Genomic DNA, 20,492 nt, shown 5'->3' on the forward strand with positions numbered 1-20,492 from the left:
CCGGCGGCGCTAGTCGTGCGCCTGCGCGCTGGTTTCCGCCTGCCACTGGAACAGGTTCATTTCGATAAAGAAGAAAGCCACCAGCCACAGGAAGGCATCCCAGAAATCCAGGAAGCTGCCATTGATGCCCCAGTAAACCGCACACAACAACAAGGTGAAATACAGTACCGCCTTGATCATCTGGGAGTAGCGCATGACCGCACCAGACAATTCATGGCGCAACTGTAACCAGACATCAAATGCCAGAATTGCAACGACCAGCAACCAGGCACTGGCATTGATCACGTCCGTCCAGGCCAGCCATTTAATTTCACCCCAGGTCTCTGCACTACCAATAATCTGGACATCGGATAACTTGAGGCCGTCAGAGCCCAGCTCAGCACAATTCTGTGCCGTTAGCGCGACATAATCGTCCTGACCAAGCGCAAGTTGCCAGCCGCCGCTTGCTGCCAGGTCACAGGCAGACTGGGCGACCGGGGCGAGGTCGGTGAGGTACAGCATTTCGGCAATATACCCATACACCGAATAGGCAATCACGAGGTAGCAAAATGCAGAGACGCCGTTTAGCGCCCATTTGACCCAGCCGCGAATGCGCTCGTCGTCCAGGACATAGGTCTCCAGCTCGAAAACCAGAAGCAACAATACCCATGCCAGGGTATCGATGGAGTCGTTATAGGCCTCGATGATACGGCCAAGCTGGATACCGTCCGCAAAGATAGCCCCGGCAGCCGCATGATTCTCTACAAAAAATGCGTAAACGTTATAGGCGAGCAGCAAGTACACCGTGTACTTGAACACGCGGAAAAGCAAATAGCGGTTGTCAGGCAAGCTAACGGCAGCCACGTCGGACATATCTCCAGACCTCTGGTTCTTGTTTTTCTTCAAGACGACAGCTAATGCGCCGCGCCAGGGGCAAATATTGAATAATTATTCAATTTTTTCAAGACCCACGGGTCTACTCTGCGGCTTTCGGCACAAAGTCCAGAGCCAGTGAATTCAGGCAGTAGCGCAATCCGGTCGGCGCGGGCCCGTCTTTGAATACGTGGCCCAGATGCTCCCCGCACCGCGACAGGACTTCTGTCCGGCGCATGCCCCAACTGAAGTCCTCTTTGAGCACCACATTTTCCGGATGAGCGACTTCCCAGAAACTGGGCCAGCCGGTACCCGACTTGTACTTGTGTTCCGAGCTGAATACCGGCAAGCGGCATCCAGCGGTCACATACGTCCCCTGAGCCTTGTTATCCAGCCATTTGCCAGTAAACGCCCGCTCGGTATCTTTCTCCCACAGAACTTCATATTGCTGAGGAGACAGTATCTGCTTCCATACCGACTTTGGAATGGTCTCGAGGCTTTTCCCAGACTGGATGATGGCACGAGCCTCCGTCTCGGACATCGTGTTTGCGCCCGGCCCGTCCGCTTCGATACAGGCAGGCAATGCCAGCACCGCCACCATTACCGCGATCAGCTTGCTTCTCACAACCACCCCCTCGCACTTAGCTAAAAACCCTGTCCGCAAAATCTTAGACAGCCTGCTGTAGTAAAGAATTCCCCTTCACCGCTCTGGTGAAGACGCTCAAGGTGATAAGGTTCCCGCTCCCTGGGCCAAATTTCTTTCCAGTTGCCCTTGCTGCTCCGCCTCATTGCCCTCTCGCTCCGCGCCCTGCCCGTCAAACAGCTTGTCGAAACGCATCTCGGGTTCGCTCCAGCCTCCTTTGATGCGGTAGCTGACGCTGGCAACTCGATTGACCTGTTTTTTAAACGCTTTACTGATGATGTATACGCCCGCTGCCGCGGGCAGACCACCGGCGACGGCTGCGATCAGGGCGAGGTTATTCCCCACCGGCAGAGTCGCCACCAGCGTCAGGTTGAGATCCTCCCGTTTGAGATTCACTCGCCCAGCCATCTGCAGTTCGCTGGTCGGGCCTTCTACCTGAATGGGTACCGCGATCAGAAGATTGCCGTCCCCTTCAAATACTACTTCCCCGCGCACGTTATCGAAGGCCATGCCACTCTGGTACAAGTCAGAGAAATCCAAGCGCAAGCGACGTGCCCAGGTGTCAAAATTGAACAGGGAGAGGAGGCGCAGGAGTGCCGAACCGGCATTATCGCTCGCGCGCAAGAAGCGACCGTTGCGCACATCAATTTCAATTTCACCGGCCAGTTTTTCCGCGGCCATCGACGCGGGAGAGCCCTGCCAGCGCAACGCGGTATCAAAGCTTGCGTAGCGGCTTTCAATTGCCGGCTCTTGCCCCCAGGCACGCTGGACATCCGCCAGATCGGTGGATTCCAATCGTCCGATAAACTGCGACGACTCCTCGCCATCCTCACCACGAATCCACATCAACTGGGCTCCGAGCCGGCCTTCGCCCGTACCCCGCCCTTCAATCGCAACCCCGCGGAACGCACCGCGGATATCACTCACCACCAGTCGCGTCGCAGAGGGTCGCAAACGGAATGACCAGCGCCCGAGGGATTCATCACCAAGCTGGACGCTTTCCGCAGAAAAATCCACCAGCGGCAGCTCGGAAAAATCAAAGCCCGCCAGGGGATCAGCCCCCGTCTCGGCATCCACTTCCGCCGCTTCTGCAGCGTCTTGATTCTCCCCTTCGTCATTCGCCGCGGCCGCGGGCAGGCGCAGATGCGCGAGATTCAGCTGCATCGGGGTTTCTGCATTTAACACACCATCAAGCGTGCCGGCTGCCACCTCGCTGTCAAAAACCAGCTGCCACTCTGCACCCAGCCCCCGACCGTTCACATCAATATGCTCGATTTCAAACTCGCCCAGCACCAACCGATCCGTGCTGAGGTCGAGTAAAATCGGCATTGGGTTTTGGTCGCTACTCGCCCCGCTATCGGTGCCTTCCGCAGAAGTGGAGTAAATCTCGAGCTTTTCTCGCCACTGATCAAAGTCCACGCTCGACAGATCGCCGGTCACCGCAATGCCGCGCTCATCAGGCAACGCCGGTTCCGCATTGAGGGCAATCGCTCCACGCTCTACGGTATCTCCGGACTTCCAGAAGCGCGCACTCAAGTGCTCGCCATAATCAAGGTGGTAGAGGGCACCATCCTTTCCAATCGGCACCCTCAGCACAAAGTTCTCAGCCTCATCCGTCGCTTTACCCAACGGCGACGGCAAAGTGACCTGCACCCCCACCAGATCTGACTTCAACTCCAATACCGCGGCGTAGGGCATATCCTTCGCCTTGGCGGGAATCGTCACCAGCGCCTGGTAGTTAAATGCACCGTGCAGCCACTGCAATTCGGGACGTTCGCTCCAGCGTCCCACTGCAGCGGCGGTACTCTCTCCCCGGATCACCACCTGGGTATCACGCAACTCGCCCTGCCCCAGGTGTTGCAACTCCGCCTGCAGCGGTTTGTCCCAGAGCTTTCCGACGAACCGACTGCCCGTCAGGCCTGTTTCACTGTCAAACAGCACCCGGCCCCCCAAGTGGTCGAATTCCAGCTTGGCTTGCGCCATTTGCAGATGCGCATTGGCGAGGTTCAGGTCCACACGTTGATGCGGTGTTTGCGGAGAACCTCCCAGTGGCATCGACAGCGCCATTGAGCCGTCGAGATCCCCGGTTAGCGTCCAGTCATCAAAGGCGGATCCCAGCTGCTTGCGTAACGGAGACGTGCGCAGCAGGCGTAGCCCGTCAGCGGCCGGGCCCGCCAGAGCGGCTTCGACGCCGAGCAGGGTGCCCACCCCGGAAACATCCGGTGTGACGGTTACCAATAAGTCACTCGCATCAATATTCCACAGGCGCGCATGCTCCGCCGTCACCTTCACGTGTCGATCGCTGACCAGCAGGCGCGCATCGAGCTGCTCGGCCAGCGGCCAGTCAGCGGCATAATCGAGCCGCCCCTGTTCCAGATCGATGGCGAGCTGTACGGTTTGACGATGAGGATTACCGCCCAGCGCCAGTAGCGCGGGATCTTTTCCATCACGATAGCTGTAGCCCCGATACACAAAACCGGCTGCTTTGACTTGCCCGGGATTGCGCGTACCGAGGCTTCGTCCAAGCCACTCCCGCAATTGATCACTCACGGTCGTTGGTACCAGACTCGACTGAACCGAGACGGGCGCATCCCGCAGCCCCATCGACAATGTCAGCGCCGCCGGGCGACTGTGGGCCACAAATGGCAACTCCAGCAGAAACTGGCCGCGCAGCCCACCCAGATGGCCGTCGAGATCAAGTGGCCCTGAAAAAACCTGTACCGAATTGGCCGTGCGATCGACGGCCCAGGCGACGGTGCCACGCCCCTGGCTGAACGTAAAAGGAGCCTGATACAGCTTGGGGAAGTGCATCGCGAACCCTTCGCCCGCGTCCAGCTGGACCTCACCGTTGCCGCCCTTCACTCGAAGAAATCCGTCGAGCGCGGAGACCGCCGGCGCACCGCGATGCGCTTGCGCCTGAACATTGTGCAAATTGGCCGACAAACCGACCACGCCCGCGCCGTCACGTCGAAAACGAATGTTTTGCAGTTCACCGGTGGGCTGCAGTGCGGACAGCCACGTAGCCGCTTTACCGGGCAACAAATCCATCCGACCCACGACCTGCCCCCACACCCCGAGATCAAACCGATCAACCGCCAGTGACACCCCTTCTGTAGGACTGCCACTGGCCTGGATATTCAGGGGGGGCATCGGCAGGTCACGCCAGTGGAAATAGATATCCTGTAGCGTCAGCCGCCAATCTCCGCCGGGCAGCCAGTGTCCGGAGATATCGCCGGCAAGCGCTTGCAAGGGCTCGAGCGCCTCTCCCTGCTGCTCCCCTGCCGCAGCAGGGACCTCGGTATTCTCCGCCGCAGCCACCTCGGTCGATTCCGACTCTGGCGCTGACTCGACGTGGGCCAGATTGAGGTGTCCGCGCAGCTGATATCCCTGCTCGCTGTCACTATCCAGCCAGAGGCTGCCTCGCGCGAGTTTACGTCCTAACCAGTGGTACCGGTCCGGCAAAGGGGTTAACTGGTGAATCAGTGCGACGGTGTCTTCGGCAACCAGCAATTCGCTCAGCTGCAGGTATCCGGACAGGGAGAAGTTTTCCCGGTCGCGCGGATCGCCCTTTCCCTCGAGTATCAAGCGCAAGGTTTCCGAGTTAGCGCGAAGGGAAGGCTCCTCTCCGGGACTTGCAATAAAGGCCCGCGCACTCAGGCGATGGAAGTCGCCACTGTTTTCGAGCAGGATTTGCGGCAGGGTCACTTGCGCCTGCTGGCCGCCGGCAAGGCTCAGTGTGATATTGGCGTTGCGTACCTGGACTTTTGGACCGAGCAGGAAGATACGTGCCGGGTCATTCAGGCTCACCGGAGAGGCGGCGGTGCCCGCGACATCTTTCGCTACCGGAAATCCTTCGATTCGCCAGTGCCCCTCTGCACTGCGGGACAGCTGGGCCTGAAAGCCATCCACCTGCAGGTTTTTCCATACCAGCTCGCGATGCCAGAGACTGGCAAGCAAGTCCAGGTGGAACAGCCCATAGCCCATACTGGCCTGCCCCTGGTCGCCGAGCCGCACGCCGTCGAGCTGCAGCGCCACTTCCAGCGCTTGCCAGCGCAGGGATATCCCGTCCATCTCCACCGGTGCACCCAGCTGGGCGGACAACCAGGCAGCGATCTGCGGCCGGTAGCGTTCGACTTGCGGAGACAACATTCGGCCAGTCTGCACCAGGATCGCGAGCGCAATCACCAGTGTTACCGCGAGCAGCCAGAATTTACGCGCAAGCCAGCGCAACCACAGCATCAGCCAATTCCTCCGGGAACTGGCCGCCGGGGCGCGACGGACCGCAAGCTGCTCATGGGTAACTCACACCAGAACAATGTCGTACTGCTCCTGGTTATAGATAGGCTCCACCTGAAACTGGATGGGACGCCCGACAAACTCTTCCAAGTCCGCTACGTTGGCTGATTCCTCGTCCAGTAGCAAGTCAATCACGACCTGACTGGCGAGCACCATGATTTTCTCGCTGTCGTAGGCCCGGGCCTCACGAATAATTTCGCGGAACACTTCAAAGCAGACCGTTTCCGCACTCTTCAGGGTGCCGCGCCCACTGCACACTGGACAGGGTTCACACAGGATCTGTCCGAGGGACTCCCGGGTGCGCTTTCTGGTCATTTCCACCAGGCCAAGCTCGGAAACACCGGTAATACTGCTCTTGGCATGGTCGCGCTCAAGGGCCTTTTCCAAAGTACGCAGCACCTGGCGCTGGTGCTCAGGATCCTTCATGTCGATAAAGTCGATGATGATGATCCCGCCGAGGTTGCGCAGACGCAGTTGACGCGCAATGGCCGTCGCCGCCTCCAGATTGGTCTTGAAAATCGTTTCTTCCAGATTGCGATGACCGACAAATGCCCCGGTGTTCACATCAATGGTGCTCATCGCCTCGGTCTGCTCGACCAGCAGATAGCCACCCGATTTCAGGGTCACTTTGTTCTCCAGCGCCTTGCGAATCTCTTCCTCTACCCCGTACAGATCAAACAGGGGTCGTTCGCCCGGATAGTGTTCCAGGCGGCCGGCGATTTCCGGCGCATATTTGCCGGCAAATTCCGCCGCCCGACCATGCGCTTCGCGCGAGTCGATACGTATTTTTTCCGTATGCGGCCTGGCGAGATCCCGCAGCGCACGCATAAATAGGGGCAGATCCTCATAGACAACGGAAGGGACCGGCCGCGTACGGATGCGCTGCTCCAGCTCACCCCAGAGTTTGTATAGAAACGGGATATCCCGTAACAGCTCTTCTTCGCTGCCACCCTCGGCGACGGTCCGCAGAATAAATCCGCCGTCTCCGGACTGCCCTTCATCGGCCAACTTCGCGGCCGCCTGCTCCACTAACTCGCGCAGGCGCTCGCGCTCCCCCTCATCTTCGATCCGGTTGGACACGCCGATGTGGCGGGTCTGGGGCATATAAACCAGATAGCGAGCGGATACCGAGAGATGGGTCGTGAGCCGGGCGCCCTTACTGCTGATCGGGTCTTTCACCACTTGCACCACGAGCGACTGCCCCTCCCGGACCAGGGCGCGAATATCTGCTACTTCTGCCTCGCGCGCCTCCATGCCATCCTCATCGAGCGGCGCAATATCTGATGCGTGGATAAATCCGGCTCGCTCCAGCCCAATATCCACAAATGCCGCCTGCATGCCGGGCAGCACGCGGACGACTTTTCCCTTGTAAATATTGCCAACGATACCGCGCCGGGCACTGCGCTCCAGGTAGACTTCCTGCAATACACCATTTTCAACCAGAGCCACCCGGGTTTCGGTGGGAGCCACGTTGATCAATAATTCTTCGCTCACGCATCGCCTCCTGCGAGCCAATAGGGAATTTCCGCGGTTTCGAGCATGGGCACCAGCGCCTCCAGCGGCAAGCCGACCACATTGGTATAACTGCCATCGACAGAGACCACGAGGGCCGCGCCCAAACCCTGAATGCCGTAACCTCCGGCTTTGTCACAGGGCTCTCCGGTCTCCCAGTAGCGCGCGATCATCCCATCACTGAGAGTCCGAAAGCGCACCCGGGTTTCGACAACCGCAGAGAATCGTCGCGCGTTGCCACAAAGACAGATCGCGGTATAGACAGAATGCTGCGCACCGGAGAGCAAGTGCATCATCTCGGAGAACTCGGCAAAATCCGCAGGCTTCTCCAGAATCCGGTCCGCGGCCACCACCACGGTATCGGCACCCAGCGACCAGCTGGTCTCAGGAAACAGCGCCAGACCGGCCTGGGCTTTGCTGTCCGCAAGGCGTGATACGTACTCCGTCGGGGCTTCTGCAGGACGCAACAACTCCTCCACATCAGTGGGAGCCTGTCGGAAGCGCACTCCGAGCTGAGTTAGCAGCTCCGCCCGGCGGGGTGAGCCGGAAGCGAGCAGCAGGCGTGACGAGGTTAGTTGGGGTCGCACGGCTCTCGTTATTCTTGCGGGTTAAGTGGGGTCTGGCGAAAAGCGCAGTATACCGCGACTGGTTGAAAATTGATCAGACGCCAGTCATAAAACACGAATTTTCTTCTTTTTTACGCTCACTGACCAGAGAGGACGCCCAAGTCACCTGACCGGCGAGACGCCCCGACAGGCCGCTGTGGATAACCGTTCAATGCACCTGCAGCCTCACCGCCGTGCGATCCAGCCAGGGAGCCACCCAGGGCCAGACCAGGGCGCTGGTCAGAGCCGGCCAGAGAAATGTCAGGCCAGGTACGGGCTTGCCGGCCAAACCGTGCACCCAGTTCCCTACAACCTGATGAATACCAATGAGGATAAATACCCACATGAGTCGCTGCGCGGGATTAAAGGCCCGCGTTCTCTGGTAGGTCAGCAGGCAGAAGTAGGCCACCACGGCGAGCGCCAGCGCGTGGGTTCCCAGCGGCGCGCCAACCACGAGATCCTCAACAAGCCCCACCAGCCACGCAAAACCGACGCCCAGATGCTGAGGCATCCGGTTAATCCAGAAAATGACCATCAGGGCGACAAAGGCCGGGCGGAACCACAGCCACAGGTGCGGCAGCGGCATCACCGCCAGCATAAGCGCCACCACCAGGGTGAGGGCGATGAACCAGCGATTATGGGGTTCCAACGGTGTCATCCCCTTCCGCGATCACCGCGAGCACGAAGCGACTGCGATTCATCAGCCCCCGTGGCTGCACATCGGCCTCCGCAAAAGCCTGTCCCGGATCGCGATGCACGGAAATCACCTCGCCCACCGGGTATCCTGCGGGGAAACGCCCCCCAAGGCCCGAGCTCAATAAAAGATCGCCCTCACGGATATCACTGGTATTGGCAAGATGGCGCAGTTTGAGCCGATAGAGGTCACCGGTGCCCTCGGCCACCGCGCGCACGCTGTTCCGCAGGACCTGCACCGGCAGCGCATGACTCGAATCGGTGATCAACAGGACACGGCTGGAACTGTCGCCAGCCTCGATCACCTGCCCGAGTAGACCGCTGGCATCCATGATCGGCGTGCCGGGCACCACACCATCATCGCGACCCTTATCGATTAACAGGATATGTTGCAGGGGATCAGGAGAGACGCCAATAACCTGGGCCACCAGGACCCGCTCATCGAGGTTGTCGGCTGAATTCATCAGCTCTTTCAGCTGGGTATTTTCCGCCTTCACGGCAGCCAGCAGCTGGCTGCGCTGTTCCAGCAGGAGTACCTGCCGCTTCAGCCGGCTGTTTTCTTCGAGTAGCTCCTCGCGCGAGCGAAAATTCTCATCCGCCCAGTCACCCACCCGCTCCGGCGTACCGGTCAGCCAATAGAACGGGGTGACCAGCGCCGACGCGCGCTCGCGCAGAGGTTGCAGCCAATCGGTGTAGAGACTGATAGCGATCAGCACCGCCGCCAGTAAGCCCAGCACCAAAATGCGGGATTCGGGCGACGGGCCACGAGTGAATAGCGGTTTGACGGGCGACCCCCACTAACTGGCCTGGTTTTTCTTATCGGTACTTCTGAGCCCTGGGAGGATCAGCTGGAGACGAGATACAGACGACTCTTGTCCATCATATCCAGAGCTTTACCGCCGCCACGGGCAACGCAGGTCAGCGGATCATCGGCGACGATCACCGGCAGCCCGGATTCTTCCATCAGCAGACGGTCAAGATCACGCAACAGGGCACCACCTCCGGTGAGCACCATGCCGCGCTCGGCGATATCCGAGGCCAGTTCAGGCGGAGACTGTTCCAGCGCACTCTTTACCGCCTGCACAATGCCAGTCAGGGGTTCCTGCAGGGCCTCCAGAATTTCGTCGGAGTTCAGGGTAAAACTGCGGGGTACCCCTTCGGCCAGGTTGCGACCGCGCACATCGATTTCCCGCACTTCACTGCCGGCATAGGCGCAGCCGATTTCTTCTTTGATACGCTCGGCAGTGGCATCACCAATCACGCTACCGTAGTTACGGCGCACATAATTAACGATCGCCTCGTCAAAGCGGTCGCCGCCGATACGCACCGAGTCGGAGTACACCACCCCGTTCAACGAGATAATGGCAATCTCGGTCGTGCCACCACCGATATCCACCACCATAGAACCACTGGCTTCTTCAACCTTGAGCCCCGCGCCGATGGCCGCTGCCATCGGTTCTTCGATCAACCAGACTTCCCGGGCACCTGCGCCCATCGCGGATTCGCGGATGGCGCGACGCTCAACCTCGGTGGATTGGCAGGGGACACAAACCAGAACCCGCGGGCTCGGACGCATCCAGCTGTGCTCGTGGACCTTCTTGATGAAATGCTGCAGCATCTTCTCTGTGACCTGAAAGTCGGCAATGACGCCATCTTTCAGTGGGCGAATCGCAGTAATGTTACCGGGGGTACGGCCCAGCATACGCTTTGCCTCGACCCCTACCGCCTCAACAATCTTCTGGCCGTTGTAATGGCGAATAGCGACCACGGAAGGCTCGTCCAGCACGATGCCGCGATCGCGGACGTAGATCAGGGTGTTGGCCGTTCCCAGGTCAATCGACAGATCGCTGGAGAAAACGCCGCGTAATTTTTTCAATCCAAACATCGAATATGGTTACCTTGTAATGCTGTGGCCCACCCAAGCAGGCAAGCCAGCCGGGCCCCTTTGTTGGCAACCAAGCCTATCGGACCCGCAACGGAATTTCTGAGCTACCCGGCGCACTTTTCAACAATCTTACTCAGCGGGTATAACCTTCCCCACTGCGGAGGCACCTCAGACAGGTGGCGCCGTACACTCCGCGTACAGAATCGGCAAACTCTAACAATGGCGGGGTGTCAGGGCAAGGTTAAATAAAGACGGTTGATCCAGCAGCCAGCAAGGGATTCAAGCTTCCTCGCGCAATGTCGGCAACGGATTCGTGAGAATTTCCGCCTTTCGTGCTAAATTTGTCCGCCTTCTATACCCCCCGAGCCAGACTCCCGGTTCGGAGCGTGATAAAGAGACATCAATCCCTTCTAAATAGCTGGAGCCACAATTGTCATGGCAGTGGATGCGCAGACGGTAGAAAAGCTGGCGGAGCTGGCCCGCATCGCCATTTCCCAGGAAACGATCGACGAAGTCAGCCAGAGCCTGGGTGAAGTCCTACAGCTGGTAGACCAGCTGCAAGCGGTCAATACCGACGGTGTGCCCCCGATGGCGCACCCGCTGGATGAGGTACAGGTGCTGCGTGCAGACGCGGTGACCGAAAGCGATCAGCGCGAGGCTTTCCAGGCCCTTGCCCCACAAACCGAGGAAGGTTTGTACCTGGTGCCCAAGGTCATCGACTGACTCACCGCGGGATCACCCCCAAGTTTCGCCGCCCCAAAATAGACTATCGGGTTAGCTATGCACGATTTAACCATTGCCGAAATCATTCGCGGCTTGCGTGAACGGACGTTCTCCAGCACGGAGATTACCGGCCATTTCCTCGAGCGCATTCATCGCCTCGACAGCCAATACAACAGCTTTATCAGCGTCACCGACGAGCAGGCCCTTACTGCAGCCGCCGAGGCCGATCGCCGGCTGGCGCAAGGCGACGCCCCCGCGTTGTGTGGTGTACCGATCGCGCACAAGGACATCTTTTGCACCAACGGCATCAAGACCAGTTGCGGATCGAAGATGCTCGACAATTTCATCCCCCCATACGACGCGCACGTGGTGACGCAATTTAACACTGCCGGCGCCGTTTCCCTGGGCAAAACGAATATGGACGAGTTCGCCATGGGCTCATCCAATGAAAGCAGCTATTACGGCCCCGTGCGGAACCCGTGGGACACCGCCCGCGTCCCGGGCGGCTCGTCTGGCGGCTCGGCTGCCGCAGTGGCAGCCCGACTGGCACCGGGTGCAACCGCAACCGATACAGGCGGCTCTATCCGCCAACCTGCGGCCCTGACCAATACCACGGGCCTGAAACCCACGTATGGGCGGGTATCTCGCTGGGGCATGATTGCGTTTGCCTCCAGCCTCGATCAGGGCGGTCCCATCGCGCGTACCGCAGAAGATGTTGCGCTGCTGCTGAATGTCATGGCCGGCCACGACCACCGGGATTCCACCAGCCTGAATCGCCCGGTAGAAGATTTTACTGCGACCCTGAACGACAGTATTGCCGGGTTGAAGATCGGTGTCCCCAAGGAATACTTTGGCGAAGGTCTGAACGCGGAGGCTGCGGCCCGTGTGCAGGATGCGCTGAAAACCTATGAAAAGCTGGGTGCGGAACTGGTAGAGATCAGCCTGCCCCACACCCACCTTGCGGTACCCGCCTATTACGTGATCGCTCCCGCGGAAGCCTCAGCCAACCTGTCCCGGTTTGATGGCGTTCGCTACGGCCATCGCTGCGAAAACCCCAGCGACTTGCGCGACCTGTATATGCGCTCCCGCGGAGAAGGGTTTGGCGAGGAAGTGAAGCGTCGCATCCTGGTGGGCAGCTACGCACTGTCTGCCGGTTATTACGATGCCTACTACAACAAGGCACAGCAGGTTCGCCGTCTGATCAAACAGGACTTTGTACAGGCATTTGAACAGGTGGATGTAATTATGGGGCCAACCGCACCCTCGCCCGCCTTCGCCCTGGGGGCGAAACAGGCCGATCCGGTGGCCATGTACCTCGAAGACATTTACACCATCGCCGTCAACCTGGCTGGTTTACCCGGCATGTCAATGCCATGCGGTACTGCCGAGGGGTTGCCGGTGGGTCTGCAAATCATCGGCAATTACCTCGACGAAGCACGCATGCTGAATGTCGCGCACCAATACCAGCAGGCCACCGACTGGCACCAGACCTGCACGCCGGCCACTGATGGAGCGGGAGAATAATCGTGGAATGGGAAATCGTTATCGGACTGGAAGTGCACGTCCAGCTCTCCACCAAGTCCAAGCTGTTCTCCGGAGCCAGCACCGCCTTTGGTGCCGCACCCAATACCCAGGCCTGCGCCGTTGACCTGGCCATGCCGGGCACCTTGCCGGTACCCAACGAAAAGGCGTTCCGCTCTGCCGTTTTATTCGGCCTGGCCATGAATGCCGCCATTGGCAAGCGCTCTGTGTTTGAGCGCAAAAACTACTTCTACCCGGACCTACCCAAGGGTTACCAGACCACTCAGCTCGACGAGCCTATCGTGGGCGCAGGCGTGGTGGATATCCACCTGGAGGACGGCAGCAGTAAAGCCGTGCGCCTGCACCATGCCCACCTGGAAGAGGACGCCGGGAAATCTCTGCACGAAGACTTCCACGGCATGTCCGGCATCGATCTCAACCGTGCCGGCACACCGCTGATTGAAATCGTCTCTGAACCGGATATGCGCAGTGCCGCCGAAGCCGTCGCCTACCTGAAAAAAATACACAGCATCGTGACCTATCTGGATATTTCCGATGGCGACATGTCTCAGGGATCCCTCCGCTGTGACGCCAACGTTTCAGTTCGCCTGAAAGGTGAGGAGCAACTGGGTACGCGTACAGAGATCAAAAACATCAACTCATTCCGTTTCGTGGAACGTGCCATCAAGGTGGAAGCCCAGCGCCAGATCGACTTGATCGAAGATGGCGGCAGCGTCACCCAGGAAACACGCCTGTATGACGCCGACAAGAACGAGACACGCTCCATGCGCAGCAAAGAAGTCGCGAACGACTATCGCTACTTCCCCTGTCCGGATCTGCTGCCGGTGGTATTAAGCGATGACTATGTCGACTCACTGCGTGAAACCCTACCGGAATTACCCGATGCCAAGAGTCAGCGGTTCACCAGTGACTACGGCCTTTCCGCTTACGATGCCGACCAGCTCACCCAGGAACGTGCGATTGCCGACTACTTCGAAGCAGTAGCGCAAGCCAGTGGCGAAGCCAAGCTGGCAGCCAACTGGATTATGGGAGAGCTGGCAGCACTGCTGAATCGTGAAGAAGTCCCTATCAGTGCTTCCCCGGTTGCTGCCGAGGATCTTGCCGGACTGATCGCCCGCATCAAGGACGGCACGATTTCCTCAAAGATTGCCAAACAGGTATTTGAAGCCATGGCCGCAGGTGAGGGGAACGCGGATTCCGTTATCGAGAAACGGGGCCTGAAACAGGTTTCAGATACTGGTGCAATCGAAAAACTGGTCGATGATGTGATCGCCAACAACGCTGCACAGGTGGAAAATTACCGCAATGCAGATGAAGCGAAACGCCCCAAGATGATGGGCTTCTTTGTCGGCCAGATCATGAAGGCCTCCAAGGGGCAAGCCAATCCACAAATGATCAATAAAATACTGAAAGAGAAGCTTGACGCATTGCTCTGATCGCACACGGCGGGCAGCGCTTGCTGCTCAGCCTAAAGCATGATCAGGATCTATAAGGAATTCTCACTATGAACATGAAGAAAGACAAACAGAAGGTACTGGGCGAGCACTTTGACGAAGAGCGCATCGCTGGTTTTCTCGAAGGTCAGGCGCCCGATGGCATGCCTCTGGACTACTATCTGCTGGAACGCGCTTACCGCGGCATGAAGGCGGAAAACTTTGCCACTTTTTTACAGCTCTTTACCAAAGCAGGCCACGATATCAATTGCACAGGCCCCGATGGTAAGAATCTGCTCACGCGGATGCAGGAACACCGTCAGAGTGAAGAGTACATCGCCGCGATGCGCGCATCCGGGGCACAGTAAACCCCGCAGGCGCATATCGGAGAGGAAGCACAGCCATGACCTCAAACCCCGTCCACGGCACCGACGCGTTGATCCAGGGCGCGCAGATACTGACACGGCGAGAGTTACGCCCGTTTGTTATTGTGCCCCTGCTGATTAATCTGGTGTTGTTTATCGCCCTCAGCATCCTGATGCTGTCGCAGATTGGCGGGCTGGCAGAGTATCTCGGCAGCCTGATCACCCACTCTGAGGTGAATACCGACAACATGTCCTGGTGGGAAGCTGTGCTGGCCAAAGGTGCAGCCTGGGCAGCCAGCGTCTTCGGATGGCTCACATGGCTGATCGCCATCGCTGTGGTGCTACTGTTCCTGTTCGTATACGGCTATGCGTTTGGCATTATCACCAATATCATTGCCGCCCCGTTCAATGGCATTCTTGCTGAAAAGGTTGAGGAGCTTCTGACCGGCAAAGCCCCTCCCGCTGAGCCCCTGGCCAGCATGGTGTGGCGCACCATCGGCAGGGAGCTGCGCAAGCTCCTCTACTTCATCGGCTGGGGACTGGTAATTTTCTTCGTCGCCCTGATCACCAGCTGGACGGTGTTCATCCCCGCCGCACTCACCGCACTGTGGGGTGCCTGGTGCATGGCGATCCAGTACGTGGACTATCCGATCGACAACCACCAGCGTCCTTTCTATGAATTGAAAGACGTGCTGTTACGCCGCAAGCTGACCAGCCTCGGCTTTGGCGGTACGGTAATGATGGCGAAGATGGTTCCGATCCTGAACATCTTTGTGATGCCCGCTGCGGTTGCCGGCGGCACTATCCTCTGGGTCAAGCGCCTGCGGCAAGATGGCGACCCCGGGGAGCCTCTGCTGGAACAGGACAGGCTGCCCGATTCACTCAAAAAATAACGCTCAGGGCACGCAGTCGCCTGGAAAACTGTGGCCGCTACCTTTGCGGGCGGCCCGACTATCTCCCTGCCCTTCACCTGGCCAATGGCAGACAGCTCCGCCCGCCGGCTTCCTCGAGCGCCGCGCGGGCCGCTCGCTATACCGATCACCACTTGCCGTTGCGCGCCCAGCTAGAATTTACTGCGCCGCCTCGCGGCATTCACCACGCACCTCGCCGCCGCCAGCGTGCAGGGTACGCTCCAGTTCAAAATAACCTTCGCGGCAAAAACCCGTCTGCGCCAGCTTCTCCTGTAAAGATCGGTCAAACAGTCGCGCCAAATTGTTATTGGCACGGCTGCGCTGACGCTGCACGTCGCGCGGGGACTGGGGCATACGACTGCGCTGACGATCTGCGGAAGTCACCGGACGCGGCACATCGGGACGCGCCATCTCCAGGCGATAGGTAAAACGCTTGGTGCCATCGGCCGCAACCTGCGTATCAAAACGCTCCTGCAAGCCGGGAATCGGGACGGCCTCATTACTGGAGCAGCCCGCTACCAGCGAAAAGATGCCGACACCACACAGTACCGGCAATACTCGCCCAAGCCATCTCACTATGCTGATCATGGAGCGCCCACCTCACTCAACGGGTTATTAAAATTTTCCTGTCCGCCAAACCATAAGCTTCAGCCGGATACGGCTTACTTGAAGACCACAGTGCGATTACCGTGAATGAACACTCGCTCCTGTAACACGAGGTGCAACGCCCTGCTCAACACGGACTTTTCCACATCACGACCCGCGGCGGCCATGTCGCTTGCCGAGTAGGCATGATCGACATGAATAACATCCTGCTCGATAATCGGCCCCTCATCCAGATCATCCGTCACAAAGTGCGCAGTCGCGCCGATGATCTTCACTCCGCGGTCATGGGCCTGTTGATAAGGACGCGCGCCAATAAACGCAGGCAAGAAAGAGTGATGGATATTGATAATCCGGCCGCGATAGTGTGCAACGAAGGCCGGTGTCAGCACGCGCATGTATTTGGCAAGCACCAGATAATCCGGCGCGTAGCCATCTACCAGCTGCATGACCTGCTCTTCGTGCTGCTCGCGTTCGAGACCCTCGGCTGACAGACCGTGGAAGGGAATATCGAATTTCTCAACCAGCGCACCCAGATCGGGATGGTTGCCGATTACTGCGGCAATCTCCACATCGAGCGCGCCCGCGTAACACTTCATCAGAATGTCGCCGAGGCAATGTGGCTCACGGGTGACCATCAACACCAGCCGCTTGCGATCGCTGCTGACCAGGCGACGCTCGGCGCCCTCGGGTAGCGCCATATCGAGATCTTCCAGCAAGGTCGTATCGTTGAAGATCCCCTCCAACGCGGTTCGCATAAAGAAACGCCCCTGCTGGCGGTCGACAAATTCGTCGTTTTTGATGATATTCAGCTGGTGCTTGCTACAAATATTGGTGATCTTGGCGATCAACCCTTTGTCATCCGCACAGTCCGTTAGCAGTATCTTCTTTTCCATGCCCAAAATTCAGTCCATCTCTCGGGAGATCTGACTATACACTATGGCGATTACCGGATTCACATAACAACCCCTTGAACAGGGCCAGGCACCCAGGATTTCCATGGACAAGACGCTTTTCACACAACATCTGGCGGAACTGACCGCCCGCTACGACGCCATTCTGGAAAAGACAGGCTTTGATACCCTGCAGGTCTTTAGCGGTCGCCCCAAGATCCAGTTCCTGGATGACAATTACTATCCGTTCCGCTGCAACCCACAGTTCAAGGCACTGGTCCCGGTTACTGACAATCCACATAGCTGGGTGATCTTCCGCAGGGGACAAAAACCTCAACTGCTGTTTTACCGACCCGTGGACTTCTGGCACTACGTGCCACCTGCACCCCAGACGTTCTGGAGCGATAGCTACGACATAGAGTTACTGAGCAAACCGGAAGACGCACGTGCATTCCTCACCGCGGAGGGCGCAGCCTTCATCGGTGAAACGGACGGCCTCGACGACTGGGCTCTGGGTGCGCGCAATCCAGAACATTTATTGGCAGAACTGCACTGGGCACGCGCTTACAAGACCCCCTATGAAATGGCCTGCCTGCGAGAGGCCAACCATATCGCCGTCAGGGCACACCGCGCGGCGGAACAGGCATTCCGTGATGGTGCCAGCGAATTCGAGATTAACCTTGCCTACCTGCAGGCCGCCGGCCAGGGTGAGGGCCAAATGCCCTATGGCAACATTGTCGCCCTGAATGAGCACGGCGCTATTCTGCACTACACCCACCTGAACACCCGACGACTGCCCGAGCCTGAGCGCCACAGCTTCCTGATTGACGCGGGCGCAGACTGCAATGGCTATTGCGCAGACATCACGCGCACTTACGCGTATCGCGAAGGAGAGTTTGCCGAGCTGGTAGCGGCAATGGATGAGAAGGAGCTGGAGCTGGTCGCGGGACTGCAGGCCGGCACGTCCTATGTAGAGCTGCACCGACAGTGCCACCTGAAAATCGGACAACTGCTGAGCCAGTTCGGGGTGATTAAGACTTCAGCCGAGAACGCCATGGAATCCGGCCTGACGGGCACCTTTATGCCCCACGGCCTCGGACACTTCCTCGGCCTGCAGGTACACGACGTGGGCGGACACCAGAGCGCACCAGAGGGCGGCACCACGCCACCACCGGCGAATTATCCTTTCCTGCGTACCACCCGCAATGTGGAGGCTGGCCAGGTGTTTACGATTGAGCCGGGGCTCTACTTTATTGATAGCCTGCTGGCCGACCTTAAAAACGGCCCACTGGCCAGCGAAGTGCACTGGGATAAAGTCGAACAGCTGCGTCCGTTCGGTGGCGTGCGCATCGAGGACAATGTAATCGTGCACGCGGACCGCAACGAGAACATGACTCGAGACAGTTACGCAGCGGTTTGATAAACGCTCCAGAGATGACGGGCTTCCACTGCCCATGGCGGTGCAATGGAGCGCCGCTTGATCGGCAGGGGCCGGGCGCTGAAGAAGAGAGCTCTGCTTGGCAAGGGGAAATACCTTTCCCCTTGCGCACTATTCCGGACTAGTCCTCGAAGCGAGGCTTACGCGGTTTGCCTGAATTAGGCTTTCCCTTTTTGGGACCACCTTTTCCACGCGGCTTGCCACTACTGTCCTGGCCGCCCCGACCTTTATCGCCCTTGAATTTCTTGCGCGGCGGTCGGGAATCACTTTCCCCTTCGACAAACTTGGAAATATTCATCGGCTTGCCAGAAACCCGCACTTTTTTCAGGTGCTGGAATACCTCTTTAGGCATGCCTTCAGGCAGGTCCACCGTGGTGTACTCGGGGTAAATCTCGATACGGCCGATATAGTTGCTGTCGAGCTGCACTTCATTGGCAATAGCGCCGACAATATTGCCCGGACGCACACCGGCTTCACGCCCGATTTCGATACGGAAGCGCTCCATACCTTCGTCGGGCGGCGGCATTTTCTTGTCTTTGTCATAACCGCGTTGTTTGCGCGCACGAGGGGAATCGTCCTCATCGCGATGGCGTTTTTCCCGCGTTTTTACCGGTCTCTCTTCCAGCAATAGTGGCTGGTCACCCTGGGCCATAGCAGCCAACGCCGCGGCAACGTCCAGCGGATCGACCTCGTTTTCCGCAAGATACTGCTCAACGAGCTGGCGGTATGGAGCCAGATCGACACTGCCCTCGCGGGTGGTCGTAATTCGCTCACGAAAACGCTGCATACGCGCGTCGTTGACCTGCGCTGCGCTGGGCAGCTGCAGTTGTTCGATCGGCTTTTTCGTCGCCTTCTCAATAATACGCAGCATACGTCGCTCACGCGGCGCCACGAACAAAATGGCATCACCTTCGCGCCCCGCGCGACCGGTACGACCGATCCGGTGAATATACGCCTCGGTGTCGTAAGGAATATCGTAATTGATGACATGGCTGATGCGCGCCACATCAAGACCCCGCGCAGCAACATCGGTTGCAACAACGATATCGAGCTTGCCCTTCTTGAGCTTGTCGATCACGCCTTCACGCAGGTTCTGCGCCATGTCACCGTTGAGCGCCGCACTGGCAAAGCCCCGTGCCGCCAGCTTATCGGCCAGTTCCACTGTGCTGTTTTTGGTACGCACGAAAATAATCGTCGCATCCACCGGCTCGGCTTCGAGAATACGGGTCAGCGCATCCATCTTGTGCAGCCCACCCACTGGCCAGTAGCGTTGGCGAATGGTGTCAGCGGTCTCAGTCTTGACCTTAATCTTGACCTCTACCGGGTCCTGCAGGTGTTCGCGGGCAATATAGGCTATTTCTTTGGGCATGGTGGCAGAGAAAAGCGCAATCTGGCGCTCGTCCGGAATTTGCTCCAGTACCCACTTCACGTCATCGATAAAGCCCATGCGCAGCATTTCATCCGCTTCGTCGAGTACCAGGGTCTTCAGGCTGGAGAGGTCCAGTGTGCCCTTGCGCATATGATCCATCACACGGCCAGGTGTACCCACCACAAGCTGCACGCCACGTTTCAATTGCTGGATCTGGCCACGATAGTCCGCACCACCGTAGATAGGTGCCACATGGAAGCCCTTCAGGTTCTGCGCATAGGACTGGCAGGCTTCTGCCACCTGAATCGCCAGCTCGCGGGTTGGCGCCAGCACCAACGCCTGCGGACGACGGCTCTTCAGGTCCAGCTGTGCCAGCATCGGCAAGGCGAAAGCGGCAGTCTTGCCGGTACCTGTCTGGGCCTGGCCCAGCACATCGTGCCCGTCCATCAGCGACGGAATGGTCTGGGCCTGGATCGGTGACGGAGTCTCGTAACCGAGTTTTTCAACCGCGCTGAGAATAGAAGCGGGTAGGTTCAGCCCGGCAAAGCCGGTGCTAGGGGAGGTTTCACTCATTTCGGAATTCACTTGGATCTATCAAGGGGGGCTTGCCGTAGCCATGTCACCGATGGGGTAAACATAGCGCACACCGCACATTGCTGGGCTGGCGAAGAAGCCCAGTAATAGCACCCGCTATCTCAAGCTCATTCAACACAGTACAGAAACCCTGGC

The 20,492-nt window shown here is 58.5% G+C and carries 17 protein-coding genes; 6 read left to right on the forward strand and 11 right to left on the reverse strand.

Annotated elements, in window-relative coordinates; all coding sequences use genetic code 11:
• Positions 1 to 9 precede the first annotated feature (9 nt).
• The 8 genes from ACXAD0_RS16470 to ACXAD0_RS16505 form a co-directional block, all read right to left on the reverse strand.
• A complete protein-coding gene (locus ACXAD0_RS16470) occupies positions 10 to 852 on the reverse strand; it encodes a hypothetical protein (protein ID WP_475089732.1) in 843 nt (280 codons plus the stop codon).
• A gap of 103 nt (positions 853 to 955) precedes the next feature.
• Positions 956 to 1,477, reverse strand: coding sequence for a peptide-methionine (R)-S-oxide reductase MsrB (gene msrB / locus ACXAD0_RS16475; RefSeq protein WP_475089733.1), 522 nt, complete (start codon positions 1,475 to 1,477; stop codon positions 956 to 958).
• 96 nt (positions 1,478 to 1,573) lie between these two features.
• Entirely contained in the window at positions 1,574 to 5,734 is a 4,161-nt protein-coding gene (locus ACXAD0_RS16480; protein ID WP_475089734.1) for a YhdP family protein, read from the reverse strand.
• 63 nt (positions 5,735 to 5,797) lie between these two features.
• Positions 5,798 to 7,285 carry a ribonuclease G gene (rng, locus tag ACXAD0_RS16485; protein WP_475089735.1) on the reverse strand — a complete coding sequence of 496 codons (1,488 nt, stop codon included), beginning with the start codon at positions 7,283 to 7,285 and terminating at the stop codon, positions 5,798 to 5,800.
• Positions 7,282 to 7,890 carry a Maf family protein gene (locus tag ACXAD0_RS16490; RefSeq protein WP_475089736.1) on the reverse strand — a complete coding sequence of 203 codons (609 nt, stop codon included), beginning with the start codon at positions 7,888 to 7,890 and terminating at the stop codon, positions 7,282 to 7,284. The genes rng and ACXAD0_RS16490 overlap by 4 nt, the downstream gene beginning before the upstream one ends.
• 187 nt (positions 7,891 to 8,077) lie before the next feature.
• Positions 8,078 to 8,566 carry a rod shape-determining protein MreD gene (gene mreD, locus ACXAD0_RS16495; RefSeq protein WP_475089737.1) on the reverse strand — a complete coding sequence of 163 codons (489 nt, stop codon included), beginning with the start codon at positions 8,564 to 8,566 and terminating at the stop codon, positions 8,078 to 8,080.
• Positions 8,544 to 9,338 (reverse strand): rod shape-determining protein MreC, encoded by a 795-nt coding sequence (mreC, locus tag ACXAD0_RS16500; RefSeq protein ID WP_475089738.1) that lies wholly within the window; start codon positions 9,336 to 9,338, stop codon positions 8,544 to 8,546. Before mreC ends, mreD begins: the two co-directional genes overlap by 23 nt.
• A gap of 107 nt (positions 9,339 to 9,445) precedes the next feature.
• On the reverse strand, positions 9,446 to 10,486 hold the full coding sequence (locus tag ACXAD0_RS16505) for a rod shape-determining protein (RefSeq protein ID WP_475089739.1): 1,041 nt from the start codon (positions 10,484 to 10,486) through the stop codon (positions 9,446 to 9,448).
• Positions 10,487 to 10,921: 435 nt separating this feature from the next.
• Between ACXAD0_RS16505 and gatC the strand changes: the two genes are divergently transcribed.
• The 5 genes from gatC to cysZ all read left to right on the forward strand — a co-directional run bounded on the left by gatC (position 10,922) and on the right by cysZ (position 15,442).
• Positions 10,922 to 11,209: an Asp-tRNA(Asn)/Glu-tRNA(Gln) amidotransferase subunit GatC gene (gene gatC / locus ACXAD0_RS16510; RefSeq protein WP_475089740.1), complete on the forward strand. Its 288-nt coding sequence runs from the start codon at positions 10,922 to 10,924 to the stop codon at positions 11,207 to 11,209.
• 57 nt (positions 11,210 to 11,266) lie between these two features.
• On the forward strand, positions 11,267 to 12,733 hold the full coding sequence (gene gatA, locus ACXAD0_RS16515; protein ID WP_475089741.1) for an Asp-tRNA(Asn)/Glu-tRNA(Gln) amidotransferase subunit GatA: 1,467 nt from the start codon (positions 11,267 to 11,269) through the stop codon (positions 12,731 to 12,733).
• 2 nt (positions 12,734 to 12,735) lie between these two features.
• Positions 12,736 to 14,187, forward strand: a complete 1,452-nt coding sequence (gene gatB, locus ACXAD0_RS16520; protein ID WP_475089742.1) for an Asp-tRNA(Asn)/Glu-tRNA(Gln) amidotransferase subunit GatB — start codon at positions 12,736 to 12,738, stop codon at positions 14,185 to 14,187.
• Positions 14,188 to 14,255: 68 nt separating this feature from the next.
• On the forward strand, positions 14,256 to 14,552 hold the full coding sequence (locus ACXAD0_RS16525) for a PA4642 family protein (RefSeq protein ID WP_475089743.1): 297 nt from the start codon (positions 14,256 to 14,258) through the stop codon (positions 14,550 to 14,552).
• A gap of 35 nt (positions 14,553 to 14,587) precedes the next feature.
• Positions 14,588 to 15,442 (forward strand): sulfate transporter CysZ, encoded by an 855-nt coding sequence (cysZ, locus tag ACXAD0_RS16530; RefSeq protein WP_475089744.1) that lies wholly within the window; start codon positions 14,588 to 14,590, stop codon positions 15,440 to 15,442.
• A 177-nt stretch (positions 15,443 to 15,619) separates the two neighbouring features.
• Here cysZ and ACXAD0_RS16535 read toward each other — a convergent pair whose 3' ends face one another.
• Together ACXAD0_RS16535 and purU are read right to left on the reverse strand one after the other, a co-directional pair.
• Positions 15,620 to 16,048 (reverse strand): hypothetical protein, encoded by a 429-nt coding sequence (locus ACXAD0_RS16535; protein ID WP_475089745.1) that lies wholly within the window; start codon positions 16,046 to 16,048, stop codon positions 15,620 to 15,622.
• A gap of 74 nt (positions 16,049 to 16,122) precedes the next feature.
• Complete coding sequence (purU, locus tag ACXAD0_RS16540; protein WP_475089747.1) at positions 16,123 to 16,959, reverse strand: formyltetrahydrofolate deformylase; 837 nt, start codon at positions 16,957 to 16,959, stop codon at positions 16,123 to 16,125.
• A gap of 103 nt (positions 16,960 to 17,062) precedes the next feature.
• Here purU and pepQ point away from each other — a divergent pair, with 103 nt between their 5' ends.
• Positions 17,063 to 18,376: a Xaa-Pro dipeptidase gene (gene pepQ, locus ACXAD0_RS16545; RefSeq protein ID WP_475089749.1), complete on the forward strand. Its 1,314-nt coding sequence runs from the start codon at positions 17,063 to 17,065 to the stop codon at positions 18,374 to 18,376.
• Positions 18,377 to 18,515: 139 nt separating this feature from the next.
• On the opposite strand, the gene ACXAD0_RS16550 is transcribed toward pepQ, so the two are convergent.
• Entirely contained in the window at positions 18,516 to 20,336 is a 1,821-nt protein-coding gene (locus ACXAD0_RS16550) for a DEAD/DEAH box helicase (RefSeq protein ID WP_475089750.1), read from the reverse strand.
• Positions 20,337 to 20,492 lie beyond the last annotated feature (156 nt).

The organism is Microbulbifer sp. ABF4_148 (assembly GCF_056158985.1).

Excerpts from the sequence above, each read along its gene's own strand:
- ACXAD0_RS16470 (WP_475089732.1), bottom strand. The coding sequence starts at position 852 with ATGTCCGACGTGGCTGCCGTTAGCTTGCCTGACAACCGCTATTTGCTT.
- ACXAD0_RS16480 (WP_475089734.1), bottom strand. The coding sequence starts at position 5,734 with ATGCTGTGGTTGCGCTGGCTTGCGCGTAAATTCTGGCTGCTCGCGGTA.
- mreD (WP_475089737.1), bottom strand. The coding sequence starts at position 8,566 with ATGACACCGTTGGAACCCCATAATCGCTGGTTCATCGCCCTCACCCTG.
- ACXAD0_RS16505 (WP_475089739.1), bottom strand. The coding sequence starts at position 10,486 with ATGTTTGGATTGAAAAAATTACGCGGCGTTTTCTCCAGCGATCTGTCG.
- gatC (WP_475089740.1), top strand. The coding sequence starts at position 10,922 with ATGGCAGTGGATGCGCAGACGGTAGAAAAGCTGGCGGAGCTGGCCCGC.
- gatA (WP_475089741.1), top strand. The coding sequence starts at position 11,267 with ATGCACGATTTAACCATTGCCGAAATCATTCGCGGCTTGCGTGAACGG.
- ACXAD0_RS16525 (WP_475089743.1), top strand. The coding sequence starts at position 14,256 with ATGAACATGAAGAAAGACAAACAGAAGGTACTGGGCGAGCACTTTGAC.
- cysZ (WP_475089744.1), top strand. The coding sequence starts at position 14,588 with ATGACCTCAAACCCCGTCCACGGCACCGACGCGTTGATCCAGGGCGCG.
- ACXAD0_RS16535 (WP_475089745.1), bottom strand. The coding sequence starts at position 16,048 with ATGATCAGCATAGTGAGATGGCTTGGGCGAGTATTGCCGGTACTGTGT.
- purU (WP_475089747.1), bottom strand. The coding sequence starts at position 16,959 with ATGGAAAAGAAGATACTGCTAACGGACTGTGCGGATGACAAAGGGTTG.
- pepQ (WP_475089749.1), top strand. The coding sequence starts at position 17,063 with ATGGACAAGACGCTTTTCACACAACATCTGGCGGAACTGACCGCCCGC.
- ACXAD0_RS16550 (WP_475089750.1), bottom strand. The coding sequence starts at position 20,336 with ATGAGTGAAACCTCCCCTAGCACCGGCTTTGCCGGGCTGAACCTACCC.